We start from the raw sequence: 13,305 nt of genomic DNA on the forward strand, positions 1-13,305 counted from the left end.
CCTGCCGCGCCTGAATTCGGACATCACCCCCGTCCTCGCGGCCTGCGCGGAAGGAAATCTCGCCGGGCGGGAGCTTTCGTGGAAGCCGGAAGCCTGTGTCGCCGTCGTCCTGACGTCGGCCGGGTACCCGGGCTCCTACCAGACCGGATTTCCGATCGAGGGTCTCGAGGAGACGGAGACCATGCCGGGCGTGACGGTCTATCACGCGGGAACCGCATTCCGCGACGGCGCGATCGTCACCTCGGGAGGGCGCGTCCTCGTCGTGTCCGGCCGGGGGGCCAACCTTTCGGAGGCTTCGGAGCGGGCGTACGCGGCCGCCGACCGGATCCGCTTCGAGGGAAAGTCGTTTCGGCGCGACATCGGAGCACGTTTCCTCGGACATTGAATTTCTGAAGCCGAACTTCAAAATTGATTGACCCACCCGGGTTTACATAGAATCCGCGGGGTCGATCAAACGTACGTTCAACAAGAAGGAGGGAAACCATGAAGAGAGTTCTCGTTGCGGTTCTCGGTTCGGCGTTCCTTGCGGGTGCGGCCTTTGCGGCCGACACGATGACCGGTTGGGTCACCGAAGCGCATTGCGGCGCCAAGGGGGCCTCGGCCAGCCACAAGGAGTGCGGCGACAAATGCGTCAAGGAGGGCCAGAAGGTCGCGTTCTACGACGAAGCGACCAAGAAGGTCTACAACTTCGACGCGGACTGCCAGAAGCCCATGGAGGGGATGATGGCCCAGGAAGTCACCCTCTCGGGCGTGCAGATGAAGGACGGCTCGATTCACGCCTCGAAGGCGGAGCCGAAGAAGTAAGTCGCGGGACACTGCGATTTCGAAAACGGGGCTTCGGCCCCGTTTTTTTTTGTCTCTGATTCGTTGACCCGCTGAGGAAATCGCTCTCGCGATTGACTTCGCACTGGCGTGCTCGTCGATCGACGTGCCGCGCGCTGACGCGCGCGCCGCTCCGCGGCGGTCCGTCATGGGCGACAGAAGGTGCTTGATTCCAGCAGCGCTGCGGCTGCGAAGACCGGCGCCGGGGCCCCGGGGGCGTGCCTCCCTCGCCTTCATCAATTCAGACGAGATCAAAGCGCTGCTTACGATCGAGGAACCGGCCTTTCTCGGGTCTTCGGGGGCCCATCGCATCGCGGGGGACCCTCCGCGAAGTAACCGAGCGGAGGTCCCGCGATGCGGGAGCGGGAGCGTCGGCGAAGGGGTGACGGCTGGCGCGGTCGAGTCGCTCGTTGACGAGCCGCGCCACCGTCACGCGCTTCCGGTCCCCGAGCCAGCTCCCGCGACGGTCTAGGTGGCGAAGAGGGGGCGCGAAACCTTATCGTCCTCTTTCCAGACGTACGTCCCGTAGATCGGGAACTCGATCGGCAGCTTGTAGTGGACCTCGACGTAGACGTAGCCCATGTCCCGGCGGACGATGATTTCGTCCTTCTTGAGCGGTAGCTGGAGCTCCTGCGCCTTGCGGAAGAGCTCCGCCTGGATGCTCGCGTCCCCCTTGATGCTTCCGAACTGCGCCTGTTCGGTCATCGCGTCGTAGAACTCCGACGTCTTCATTTTGACGGGGACGACCTTGCTGGCGACGAAGATCCCGATCGCGAGGAGAGCGAGCCAGATGACGCAGCCGACCCGGCCGGTCCCCGCCATCGAACGCCGTGGAGCCATCCCGCCTCCCTAGCGGACGAGCCGGAACGTCCGGTCCCAGCGCGTCCGGGTGAAGAAATGAAGGGCGACGCCCGCGAGCCGTCCGATCTTGTCCGCGATTCCGTGCCACTCGGCCGAGTCGGGCTCCGCCTCGTAGGACCAGTATACCAAAAGGGCCCGTCCCTTCACGTTGCCGCTCGGAACGGGTCCCCAGAATCGCGAGTCGTAGGAGTTGTCGCGGTTGTCTCCCATCGCCCAATAGCCGTCCGATGGAACCATCACGGGGCCGAAGTTGTCCCGCTTGCGATAGACCTCGGGCAGGTTCTCGTCTGCCGGATACGTGTGCGGGTCGGTGTGGTAGGTGTGGGTCTCGGAAAAGGGCTTGCCGTTCACCACGACGGTCTTGTCCTTCTCCTCGACACGGTCGCCGGGGAGTCCGACGACGCGCTTGATGAAGTCCCGGTCGGGATTGTCCGGAAACTTGAACACGAAGACGTCCCCGCGCCGCGGCGTGCGGTAGGGAAGGAGCTTCTCGAGGACATTGCCGCCGTGCGGCGCGTACACGAACTTGTTGACGAGCATGTGGTCGCCGATCAGGACGGTCTGTTCCATCGATCCGCTCGGGACCTGAAACGCCTGGACGACGAACGTCCGCACGAAGAGCGCGAAGATCACCGCGACGAGGATCGCCTCGTAATACTCGCGCGTGAGCGTCTGTTTTCGGCGGGCCATGGGCGGGGATTATAGATTACTGAAACTTCTTCAGCCGAACCCTGCTGCGATCGTGGGTGCGACCGCGATCGTTTCGGACAGCGCCAACACGGTAGTGCCGCCGAGACTCAGACACGGTCAGAATTGTCGTGGCCCCAAGAAAAGGGGTTTGGGGAAAATTCTTTTCCCCAGGTAGGACGTGGGCCGAAACGATCGCGGGCGGCGGCCGCGATCCGCGGAGCGCCTGCGAAGCACGTTTCGGCTAGTTCTCGTTTAACGCCATAATGCGTCCCGATGATTCCGTTCGAGTCGATGCCGGGGATTCCCCGGCTTTTTCTCGCGTTCGCGCGGGGCAAGGCCGGCGCGCTCTTCCCCGACCCGCCGACCATCGATGCGGTCGAAGCGCGCGCGCGGGAGGTGGGCGGCAAACTCGCGGTCGTCGCCGCCGGGCAGCAGGCGGGACTTCTCGGCGGGCCGCTCCTGTCGCTGACGAAAGCCGCGGCGGCCGCACGCCTCGCGCAGGCTCTCGAGGAGCGAGGGACCGCCGCCCGGGCCGTCTTCTGGATCGCGTCCGAAGACCACGATCTCCAGGAGATTGCCCGCGCGACGCTCATCGTCGACGGGGCGCCGGCGGAAGTCCGGCTCCCGGTTCCCGCGCAGAGCTTCCAGCCCGCGGGCACGGTGCCCATCCCGCCCGAGATCGAGAAGGTCTTCGCGGAGGTCCGGAGGGACCCGGCGTCGGAGGAGGACATCGTCGCGCCCTTCGCGCGCGCGTGGGCCCCGGGACGGACCTTCGCCGAGGCGTTCCGCGACACTCTGGCGCCGCTCTTTCCGGAAGGCGCGATCGAGTGGGTCGATCCGCTCGAGGAGCGGTGGCGCGTCGCCGTCGTCGCCTTCTTCCGGCGCGCGTTCGGCGAGGCTGCCGCGATCACCGGCGCGCTCGACGGCGCGGACCGGCGGCTGCGGGAGGCGGGTTTCGAGCCGCAGGTCGCGCGCGCCGAGCACGACTTTCCCGCATTCGTCATCGAAGAAGGAGTGCGGCGGAAGATCTCCTGGGACGGCCGCACGTTCGGCGTGCACGGCCGCGACGGGCGGTTCTCACCGGAAGCGCTCGCCGACTTCGTCTCGCGTCCCGCCGTCCGCCCCTCGGCGGCGGCGCTCTTGCGTCCCGTGCTCCAGTCGCATCTCTTTCCGGTCGCCGCGGAGATCCTCGGTCCTTCGGAGCTCGCCTACCACGCGCAGACGGCGCCGCTCTTCCCGGTGCTCGGCATCCCCCGGCCGGTCTTCCTGCCGCGTCCGCATCTGTTTCCCCGCGGCGCCCGGGAACGGCGGGCGCTCGAGGCGCTCGGCGTCGCCGACGGCGATCTCTTCCGCCTGCGTGAGGCCGCCCGTCCCGAGCCGCCGCCGGTGTCCCCTCGCCTCCAGGCGCTCGAAAAGGACCTGGCGGAAAGGCTTGCGGCGCTCTCTCCGGAAATCGCCGCCGTCGACCCGACGCTCGCCCCCGCCGCGGCCGCCGCCGGAGAGAAGGCGGCCCACGCGATCTCCCGGCTTCGGGAGAAGGTCGAGCGCGCCGCCGAGCGCCGGGACGTCGAGCGGATGCGCCGGGTCGATACGGTGGAAACCTTTCTCGCGCCGGGCCGCGTCCCCGCCGACCGCGTGTACGGCCCGCTCACGTACCTCCTGCGCTTCGGAAAGGCTTTCGTTCCCGCGCTCTCGCGAGAGGCGGAATGCCGGACCGACGGCGCGCGTTTCGTGGAGTTCGAGTGAACGTCGACGTTCTCGCGATCTCCGCCCACCCGGACGACGTGGAGCTCACCTGCGGCGGGACGCTCGCCCGGGTGGCCGCGTCGGGCCGGAAGTTCGGCATCCTCGACCTCACGCGCGGCGAGATGGGGACGCGCGGCACGCCGGAGCAGCGGGAAGAGGAAGCGCGGAAAGCCGCCGAGATCCTCGGAGCCGCGTTCCGCCGGACGCTGGAATTCGGGGACGGAGGACTGCGGACGGGGCGCGCCGAAGAGCTGCTCCTGATCGACGAGATCCGCCGCACGCGGCCGCGGATCGTCCTCGCGCCGTGGCCCGAGGACCGGCACCCGGACCACGCGCGCGCCGGCCGCCTCGTCGGCGACGCCGCGTTCTACTCGGGGCTCCGGCGGATCGAGACCGCGCATCCGGCGCACCGGCCGCAGCAGGTGCTCTACTTCTCGACGATGTACGAGCACCGGCCGGACTTCGTCGTCGACGTCTCGGCGACGCACGAGATCAAGATGCGCGCGATCCGGGCGTTCGCGTCGCAGTTCCACGACCCCGCGTCGAAGGAGCCGCTGACGATCCTCGCGACGGAGAGCTTCCTCGCCGGGGTCGAAGGACGGGCGCGCAACGCCGGGATGGCGATCGGCGCCGCCTACGGCGAAGGCTTCCGGTCGATGCGGCCGCCCCGCATCGACGACATCGTCGCTGCCTTCGAAGGCTTCGAGCCGGGGTTCTGAAGAGGATGATAATACACGACTCTACCTCCACGCCCGATTTGTTGCTGTCGGCCGAACCTTCTTCCGTCGCTCGAAATCCGAAATTCGAAGCTCGAAATACGAAACAAATTCAAATATCGAAACTCGAAACGGGAAACGCGACCGGGGTATCTTCAACTTACCAGCGGATCACGACCTTCGGACGCTTTGGGCTGTTTCCGGCTTTGGGCATTCGAATTTCGTGCTTGTTTCGGGTTTCGGGCGTCGGGTTTCGGATTTCCTCGTCGCGCGAGGCCGCGCGATGAGGATAGGCATCGCCTGCTATCCGACCTTCGGCGGGAGCGGCGTCGTCGCGACGGAGCTCGCGCTCGCCCTCGCCGCTCGCGGCCACGACGTCCATATGCTCTCCTACGAGCGTCCGCATCGCCTTCCCGACTTCGTCCCGGGGGTGACCTACCACCAGGTCTCGGCCCCGAGCTATCCGCTCTTCCTCTCGCCGCCCTACACCCTGGCGCTCGCGACGAAGATGGCCGACGTCGCCGAGCACACGCCGCTCGACCTCCTGCACGTGCACTACGCGCTCCCGCACGCGATCTCGGCGATCCTCGCCCGGCAGATGCGGGAATCGGCGGGGGCGCGTCTCGCCGTCGTGACGACGCTCCACGGAACCGACATCACGCTCGTGGGGCAGGACCAGTCGTACCTTCCGATCACGCGGTTCGCGATCGAGAAGAGCGACGCCGTCACCGCCGTCTCGCGCTATCTCGCGGACCTCACGGTCCAGCAGTTCGGGGTCCGCAACCCGATCGACGTCGTCGCGAACTTCGTCGACGGCGGCCGCTACCGGCCGGACGCGGCGTCCGACTGGGCGCGCGGGTTCCGGCGCCCGGGCGAGGCGCTTCTCGTGCACGTTTCGAACTTCCGGCCGGTCAAGCGCGTCGGGGACGTGATCGCGATCTTCGGGAGGGTGCTCGAGAAGATGCCGGCGCGGCTTCTCCTCGTGGGCGACGGGCCGGACCGGGCGCTCGCGGAACGGACGTGCCGCGAGCTTCACATCTGCGACCGGGTCCACTTCCTGGGAAACCTCACGGCCGTCGAGACGCTCCTTCCGGCCTGCGACCTGCTGCTCCTGACGTCCGATCGCGAGTCGTTCGGCCTCTCGGCGCTCGAGGCGATGGCGTGCGGCGTCCCCGTGATCGGCACGGACGCCGGCGGACTTCCCGAGGTCGTCGAGAGCGGCAAGAGCGGGTTCCTCCGCCCGATCGGAGACATCGAGGGAATGACGCGCGACGCGCTGTCGATCCTGTCCGATCCGGAGCGCCACCGGCGGTTCTCGGAGGCCGCGCGCCTTCGCGCCGTCACGGAGTTCCCGGAGGAGCGTGCGGTCGCGCGGTATCTCGAGATCTACGAGCGCGCGGCCGCCGGCCAATGACGGTTGCGAAACTCCAATTTCCAAATCCCAAATGTCAACCCCGGTCGAGATCCGAATGCCACAATGAGAAGTCTGGCCCCCGCGGCGAGATTGGGTATTCGGGATTCGGGGGATTTGAGATTTCGGGTTTTCGTCTTCGGATCGAGCGTGAATCCCTTTGAGATTTGAGATTTGAGATTTGGGATTTCGGACGCGCGCCTCGTTCCCGCCCGGGAGGGGCGGAGCGAGATGCGCGAGCGCGCCTCCCGCTTCTTCGGGTTCGCGTTCCGTGCCGCGACGGAAGAGGCGGCGCGGGCGCGGATCCTCGAGCTCGAGAAGGAGTTCCACGACGCGACGCACGTGTGCTTCGCCTGGCGGATCGGCGCTTCGCGCCGCGCCGCCGACGCCGGCGAGCCGGCCGGCACCGCGGGAAAGCCGATCCTTTCCGCGATCGACGGGGCCGGTCTCGACGAGGCGGCCGTCGCCGTCGCGCGCTGGTTCGGCGGCACGAAGCTCGGGACGGCGGGGCTCGCGCGGTGCTATCGCGAGACGGCGCGTGAAGCGCTCGCAGCGGCGGGGAGCGAGGCGGTGTTCGACACGGTCGACCTCGTGATCGACGTGCCGTACGAGAAGGTCGCGGCGGTCAAACGCCTGATCGATCCGCCCGGGGTGACGGTCGTGGACGAGCGCTTCTCGGACCGGGCGCAGTTCCGGCTCCGCGTCCGGCTCGGTCGGCGCGAGGAGATCGAGAGCGCTTTGAGGGAGGAGCGACTTTCTGCCCGGGCGGCGCCTGAGCCCGACTGAGCGGTCCGCGTTGATCCAATTGCGGCTTTCGGCGCGGAGCCGCCGGCCGGATGCTCGCGGCGATGATTTCGTTCCTGACCCTCTTTCTCGGCCTCATGGCAGGCAGTCAGCGGGTCGCGTTGATCGCCGACCCGTCGGTGAGCGCCGTCGAGTTGCGAATCGACAGGACGCGTGACGGCCGCCCCGTCGCCGCCCGCGTGACCTGGGAGAGCGTTACCGAGGCGGAAACCGAAGAAGTTTTCGGCGGCGCTCGACGGTCATCCCATTTCCGTGACGGAGCTCTCCCGGTTCGTTCTCCCTCGCTACGATCCGAAACACGCTCTTCGTCTGGTGCGTCGGCGCCGGCATCTGCGGCGACGCGGCGGAGCGATGGGGAAAAGTCGAGAAAACCGCGACGGATGACGATCTCCGGAGAGCGGTCTCTCATTTGAAGAAAGCGCTCAAACGGCAGCGAATCGCCTGGTTGGAGGGGAGCTTTCTGCCGGGAGAGGTGGTCCTTCGCGGCCCGGCGGCCGACTGGCGGCTGCTCGGCGAGGACTGAAGAGCCCCGGATCAGCCGCCCCCGCCGAACCGCGCTTCCCACGCCGTCCGCCGCATCGATTCGATCACTTCTTCCGCGAGGTCGAAGGCGTTCCGGGCGCTTTCGTATTCGGCCGAGGTCGACGTTCCGAAGATCGTCGGGTCGTCTGCCGAGAGGCAGACCCGGACGCCCGCCTCGAGCAGCCGCGGGAGCGGATGCTCGCGCCAGGACGCATACACCCCCGTCGAGAGGTTCGACGAAGGGGCCGCGCAGATCGCCACACCCGAAGACGCCAGGCGCGACAGGACGGCCGGATCGTCGGCGGCGCGGACTCCGTGATCGATGCGGTCGAGCGGAAGCGCGTCGAGCGCGGCGGCGACGGATTCCGCTCCCGACCATTCCCCGGCGTGAATCGACGTCCCGAGGCCGAGGCGTCTCGCCCGCTCGTAGACCGCGGTGAACGCCGAGGCCGGGATCGCATCCTCCTCGCCGCCGATTCCGAACCCCCGAACGCGTCCGATCCCGGTCTTTTCGTGGAGGTCGAGGACGCGGTGCGCCGAGTCGGCGCCCCACTGCCGGACGGAATCGAGGAGCAGGACGAACCGGCTGCCGGTTTCCTCTTCGACCGCGGCGAAGGCGGCGTCGATCGCGCGCAGGACGGATTCGGGATCGAGGCCGAACCGCGACCAGATCTCGGGCGAGACGTAGATCTCGGCATGGGCGAGCTCGGCCGCGAGCGCGCGGCAGAGCGCGCGGGCCGCTTCGGCATAGTCGGCCGGCGACGAGAACAGCCGGCAGCAGTCCGCAAACAGCCGCAGAAACGACCCCGATCGGCGGGAATTCGCCAGCGCCCGCTCGAACGCTCCTTCGACCCCGAACGCGTGTGCGTTGCGGCGCGCGATGGCAACGAGAGTTTCGCGCGGCACGCTCCCTTCGAAATGCAGGTGCAAATCCGCTAGCATCCGGTCCTTGGCCCGCCAGCGCGCGCTCGCTCTCGCCCTCGACGCCGCGATCGTCTCGGCCGCCGTCGACTTGCCGGGGGTCGCGGCCCTCGCGGTCGCCTTCTTTTTCTTCCCGGAGGTCTCGCTCCCCGGTCTCGGGTGGACCATCTTCGGCGCAACGCTCCTTCTCTGGCTCTGCCGCGACGCCCGGGGGGGATTGTCTCGCAAGTGGCTGGGTCTCGAAATCGAGGACCGGCGCGGGCGGCCGCCGGGAATCGGACGGTCGATCCTGCGGAACCTGCCGCTGCTCCTCCCCGGATGGAACCTTTACGAGGCGTGGCGGGTCGCGCGGGACGGAAACGCCCCGCGGACGGTGGATTCCGCCCTCGGGCTCCGGCTGGTGTCGCGGACGTGAACTTTTCCCGCCGGATTGCGTCTCTGGAAGAGGGAGAACGTATGAAATCGCTTCGCCGGACCGCCGTTTTCGCCGCCGCCCTGGTCGCTTTCGCCGCCGCCGCCCGGGGGGCGACCGAGACCTTCGAGAAGGCGTATTCGCTGCAGGGAGTCGACCGCGTCCGGGTCGAGAACGTCAACGGCCGGGTGGACCTGACCGCCTGGGACCGGGATTACGTCCGGGTGACCGCGGTGAAATCGGGAACGCCCTCGGCGCTCGAAAACACGCTGATCCGGGTCACCCAGCCTGGGGCCGAGATCAAGATCGAGACCGTCGCGCTTCGTCACGAGCACCTGTTCTCGTTCCTTTTCGGGCGCAATCGCCTGGCGAAGGTGGAGTACCAGATCCTCCTGCCGGCGACGACCGTCGTCCGGCTCGAAACGGTCAACGGCTCGGTCGACGTCGACGGGCGCCAGGCCGAGACGCGCGCGGAGACGGTCAACGGAAGCGTCCATCTGCGCGGGATCCGGGGCGTCGTCCACGCCGAGACCGTCAACGGACGGATCTCGCTCGAGCGGGAAGGGGATGCGCAAGACACGTTTCTCGAGACCGTCAACGGGTCGATCGAGGCGGAGTTCCCCGCGGTGGCGTCGATCCGGTACCACCTCTCGTCGATCAACGGCCGGCTCGAGGCGGGCGACCGCGAGGCTCGCGGGCACGCTTTCGGCGGGCGGAAGCTCGAAGGGGAGTTCAACGGCGGGCGCTTCGAGGTCAAGGCCGAGACCGTCAACGGCTCGGTCCGGATCGTTCTGGCGGGCAGCCCACCGGCGCCGGAACCGGCGGCATCGACCGACCACGAATCCCGGGACTGAGGCTCGATAAACCGGCCCCGCTGATTCGCGGCGCGGGGGGCTCGAGCCGCGGGCCGGCGTTCCGCGCCAGACGCACGACGACACCGTCCCCACCACTTCGACCGCCGGGGATTCAAAGCCCAGTGCGACAACGTCCTGCAGACTCTGCTTTGGGCCGCCGATCCCGCACGAATACGCGAATGGACCCGCTCGATGGCGTGTCGATCGACTCGGCCGGGAACCTGTACGGAGTGACATGGCACGGTCAACACGGTCGAGGAGTGGTATTCGAGCTCGCTCGAGAATCGAGCGGCAGCTTCCCGACATTCCCGAGGAAATCCTGGAGGACGCGCGCCCAGCTTCTCATTCGAGGACAAAGAGAGACACCGTGGTGACCGGCCTTGAGGAACTGATTCGAAAGGGAAAGCGGGAGCAAATCCGCGGTCTTGCGAAAAAGCTTCGCCTTCGCGTCGATCTCAAAGCTTCCCGGCGCCGGTAAGTCCGGTTGAGCGATGTTCTCGTCGACAGCTCCGCGTGGATCGCGTTCTTTCGCGGCGCCTCGCTCGTCGATCTCTCCATCGCCCTGACCGCGCTCGATTCGCGCCACACGCTCTGGACGCGCGACCGCGACTTTTCAAAAATCCGTAAGGTCGTCGCGATTGAGCTGGAAGTCTTCTGAGCACGTTCCGCTGCGGGGTGGCGATTTCGCATGCGCCGATCAGCCGAGCGCAGAGAATCGTCGAGGCGCTTCGGGCCCAAGCGGGCGGCATTCCAGGATTCGCAACGCCGAGTTAAGCGACGCGGAACGCGATCGCTTCAACTCGGGCGGCCAACACAACGGTGCCTACGCCAGGTCTTCGACCTTCTTGTTGGCCACCTTGCGCTGCGAATGGTCGAGGATCTCCTTGCGGAGGCGGATCGACTTCGGCGTGACCTCGACGAGCTCGTCCTCCTCGATCCACTCGATCGCGGCCTCGAGCGGCATGGGCCGCGGCGGGGTGAGCTTGACGGCCATGTCGGATCCGGAAGCGCGCATGTTCGTCAGGTGCTTCTTCTTGTTCGGATTGACGATCATGTCGTTTTCCCGGGCGCTCTCGCCGACGACCTGGCCCATGTAGGTCGCCACCCCGGGCCCGACGAAGAGCGTTCCGCGCGGCTCGAGGGCCTCGAGCGAATACGCCGTCGTCTCTCCCGGCTCGAGCACGACGAGCGCGCCGCGCCCGCGGGGCGCGACGTCGCCGCGCCACGGCTGGTAGGAGTCGAACACGTGGGACATGATGCCGGAGCCGCGCGTGTTCGTGAGGAACTCGTTGCGGAACCCGAAAAGCCCGCGCGTCGGGATCAGGAAGTCGATCCGAACGCGGCCGTTCGAGGGCGTGGACATCATCTTCATCTCGGCGCGGCGCGAGCCGAGCTTCTCGATGACGGCGCCCATCGACTCCTCGGGCACGTCGACGGCGAGGAGCTCGACCGGCTCGCAGAGCACGCCGTCGATCTCCTTCGTGATGACGTGGGGCCGCGAGAGCGCGAACTCGTATCCTTCGCGGCGCATCGTCTCGATGACGATCGCCAGGTGCAGCTCGCCGCGGCCCGACACGCGGAACGCGTCCGGCTCGCCGGTCTCCTCGACGCGGAGCGCGACGTTGGTCCGGAGCTCCTTGTCGAGCCGCTCCTTCAGATGCCGGCTCGTCACGTACTTCCCCTCGGTGCCGGCAAACGGCGAGTCGTTGACGCGGAACCGCATCGAAACGGTCGGTTCGTCGACGGCGATCACCGCCAGCGCCTCCGGGTGCTCCGGATCGGCGATCGTCTCGCCGATCGTGACGTCGGGAAACCCGGCGACCACGACGATCTCGCCGGCGGAGGCCTCGGCGATCTCCACCCGCTTCATCCCCTCGAAGGCGAGAAGCTTCGTCACGCGGGCCTTCCCCGTCGTGCCGTCGAGCTTGCAGACGGCGTAGTCCTTCCCCGCCTGGATCCGGCCGCGAACGATCCGGCCGATCGCGAGACGCCCCAGATAGTTGTCGTAGTCGAGCGAGGCGACGAGGACCTGGAGGGGCCGGTCGGGGTCTCCCCCGGGCTCGGCGACTTCCATGACGACCGTGTCGAGGAGCGGTTTCACGTCGTTTTCGGCGTGGTCGATCTCGCGCCGGGCGAATCCGACCTTGGCCGACGTGTAGACGATCGGGAAGTCGAGCTGGGCGTCGGAGGCCCCGAGGTCCATCATCAGCTCGAACACCTGGTCGACGACGTGGTGCGGGCGCGCCTCGGGCCGGTCGATCTTGTTGATGACGACGATCGGCTTGAGCGACAGCTCGAGCGCCTTGCGCAGGACGAACCGCGTCTGCGGCATCGGGCCGTCCGCGGCGTCGACGACGAGGAGCACCGCGTCCACCATCTTCAGGATTCGCTCGACCTCCCCGCCGAAGTCGGCATGGCCGGGGGTGTCGACGATGTTGATCTTCGTCCCCTTGTAGCGGATCGCGGCGTTCTTGGCGAGAATCGTGATCCCGCGCTCGCGCTCGAGCTCGTTGGTGTCCATCGCGCGCTCGGCGACCTGCTCGTTCTCGCGGAAGGTCCCGGACTGCTTCAACATGCAGTCCACGAGCGTCGTCTTCCCGTGGTCGACATGGGCGATGATCGCGATGTTCCGGAGATTCTTGGCCATGGGTCCTTCCCGGCCCCCTTCGGGGCGAACCCCGAAGCATACCATCGAGCCCGGCGCCGCGATACGGGAGATGAGGCCGCAGCCGCGCGCCGCCGGCAGACGGCATCCGCTGAGCGCGCTCCGCGCGCCATCCGGTGGGCGGCTTCGGTGGATCTGGAAAAATTTTCAAGAGTGGGGAATTTCACGCTCCGAGCGGCGGCAAACGACGCAGGTCCCCGTTTCGGATGACGCGGATTTCCGAGAGTTACTCGACGAATCCCCGTGGCACCGCTCTTGCCCCTCTGACCGCGCAGGCACGTGCCGAAAGTCTTCTGACGAATCACGAACCAGGAGGTACACATGGAAACCGCGAAAGTCGACATCAAAAAGCTTCAATTGCTCAACGACCGGATCAATCAGTGCATCGACGCACTGAATCAGGTCCGCCTTTCCGTCCACGGGCTCTCGCAATCGAGCCCGTTCCCGGCGGGACAGCAGGGGCTCGGCGCCCAGGCGGGCTTCGGCATGGGAATTCCCGGTCTGTCGCACACCTCCGGAGCCGGGATCGGGACGGCGGGAATCAATCCCTACGCCCCGTTTGCGACCGGAGGATTCCCCGGCGCGATGCCGGGCGGGATTCCCGGAAACGTCGGCGCTCCCGGGTTGGGCGGCGGTTTCGCGGGAGGGCCGGCGGGATTCAATCCCTTTCTCGGCTTGAGCCACACCAGTCCCGAGACCACGGAGGCGTACAAATCGACGTGGAATGATCCCTATCTGGCGGCGAGGGTCTCGCAGACGTTCCCGTATCTCCAGTTCGCCGTTCCCCCCGTCGTGTCTCTGTATTGAGACCTCGATCGAATCACCGGGGGCGGAGCGTTGCTCCGCCCCCGCATCGAAGCGGTGCGAAAAGGAGGCAAGCC

The 13,305-nt window shown here is 67.4% G+C and carries 14 protein-coding genes; 10 read left to right on the plus strand and 4 right to left on the minus strand.

The annotated features are described in order from the left end of the window. A partial coding sequence (locus VKH46_14080) for a phosphoribosylglycinamide synthetase C domain-containing protein (GenBank protein HKB71972.1) occupies positions 1–385 on the plus strand: 385 nt, incomplete at its 5' end. 98 nt (positions 386–483) lie between these two features. Then, positions 484–804, plus strand: coding sequence for a hypothetical protein (locus VKH46_14085; protein HKB71973.1), 321 nt, complete (start codon positions 484–486; stop codon positions 802–804). Positions 805–1,290: 486 nt separating this feature from the next. On the opposite strand, the gene VKH46_14090 is transcribed toward VKH46_14085, so the two are convergent. Next, positions 1,291–1,662, minus strand: a complete 372-nt coding sequence (locus VKH46_14090) for a hypothetical protein (protein HKB71974.1) — start codon at positions 1,660–1,662, stop codon at positions 1,291–1,293. A 9-nt stretch (positions 1,663–1,671) separates the two neighbouring features. Then, complete coding sequence (gene lepB / locus VKH46_14095) at positions 1,672–2,373, minus strand: signal peptidase I (GenBank protein HKB71975.1); 702 nt, start codon at positions 2,371–2,373, stop codon at positions 1,672–1,674. A gap of 273 nt (positions 2,374–2,646) precedes the next feature. Between lepB and bshC the strand changes: the two genes are divergently transcribed. From bshC to VKH46_14115, 4 genes are all read left to right on the plus strand, one after another. Then, entirely contained in the window at positions 2,647–4,119 is a 1,473-nt protein-coding gene (gene bshC / locus VKH46_14100) for a bacillithiol biosynthesis BshC (GenBank protein ID HKB71976.1), read from the plus strand. Further along, on the plus strand, positions 4,116–4,838 hold the full coding sequence (gene bshB1 / locus VKH46_14105) for a bacillithiol biosynthesis deacetylase BshB1 (GenBank protein ID HKB71977.1): 723 nt from the start codon (positions 4,116–4,118) through the stop codon (positions 4,836–4,838). The genes bshC and bshB1 overlap by 4 nt, the downstream gene beginning before the upstream one ends. A 280-nt stretch (positions 4,839–5,118) precedes the next feature. Further along, on the plus strand, positions 5,119–6,249 hold the full coding sequence (gene bshA, locus VKH46_14110) for an N-acetyl-alpha-D-glucosaminyl L-malate synthase BshA (GenBank protein ID HKB71978.1): 1,131 nt from the start codon (positions 5,119–5,121) through the stop codon (positions 6,247–6,249). A gap of 171 nt (positions 6,250–6,420) precedes the next feature. Further along, on the plus strand, positions 6,421–7,032 hold the full coding sequence (locus VKH46_14115; GenBank protein HKB71979.1) for a YigZ family protein: 612 nt from the start codon (positions 6,421–6,423) through the stop codon (positions 7,030–7,032). 552 nt (positions 7,033–7,584) lie between these two features. Here VKH46_14115 and VKH46_14120 read toward each other — a convergent pair. Next, positions 7,585–8,514: a hypothetical protein gene (locus VKH46_14120; protein ID HKB71980.1), complete on the minus strand. Its 930-nt coding sequence runs from the start codon at positions 8,512–8,514 to the stop codon at positions 7,585–7,587. A gap of 7 nt (positions 8,515–8,521) precedes the next feature. Between VKH46_14120 and VKH46_14125 the strand changes: the two genes are divergently transcribed. The 3 genes from VKH46_14125 (at position 8,522) to VKH46_14135 (ending at position 10,417) form a co-directional block, all read left to right on the plus strand. Further along, positions 8,522–8,908: an RDD family protein gene (locus VKH46_14125; protein ID HKB71981.1), complete on the plus strand. Its 387-nt coding sequence runs from the start codon at positions 8,522–8,524 to the stop codon at positions 8,906–8,908. Between the two features lie 41 nt (positions 8,909–8,949). Then, the gene (locus VKH46_14130; protein ID HKB71982.1) at positions 8,950–9,759 is read left to right on the plus strand and encodes a DUF4097 family beta strand repeat-containing protein; all 810 of its coding nucleotides are present in this window, start codon (positions 8,950–8,952) and stop codon (positions 9,757–9,759) included. Positions 9,760–10,243: 484 nt separating this feature from the next. Further along, on the plus strand, positions 10,244–10,417 hold the full coding sequence (locus tag VKH46_14135; protein HKB71983.1) for a hypothetical protein: 174 nt from the start codon (positions 10,244–10,246) through the stop codon (positions 10,415–10,417). A gap of 165 nt (positions 10,418–10,582) precedes the next feature. Here VKH46_14135 and typA read toward each other — a convergent pair whose 3' ends face one another. After that, positions 10,583–12,406: a translational GTPase TypA gene (typA, locus tag VKH46_14140; GenBank protein HKB71984.1), complete on the minus strand. Its 1,824-nt coding sequence runs from the start codon at positions 12,404–12,406 to the stop codon at positions 10,583–10,585. 339 nt (positions 12,407–12,745) lie between these two features. On the opposite strand from typA, the gene VKH46_14145 reads away from it, so the two are divergent. Further along, on the plus strand, positions 12,746–13,231 hold the full coding sequence (locus VKH46_14145) for a hypothetical protein (GenBank protein ID HKB71985.1): 486 nt from the start codon (positions 12,746–12,748) through the stop codon (positions 13,229–13,231). The last annotated feature ends 74 nt before the right edge of the window (positions 13,232–13,305 follow it).

It is taken from the genome of Thermoanaerobaculia bacterium (assembly GCA_035260525.1).
GTDB lineage: Bacteria > Acidobacteriota > Thermoanaerobaculia > UBA5066 > DATFVB01 > DATFVB01.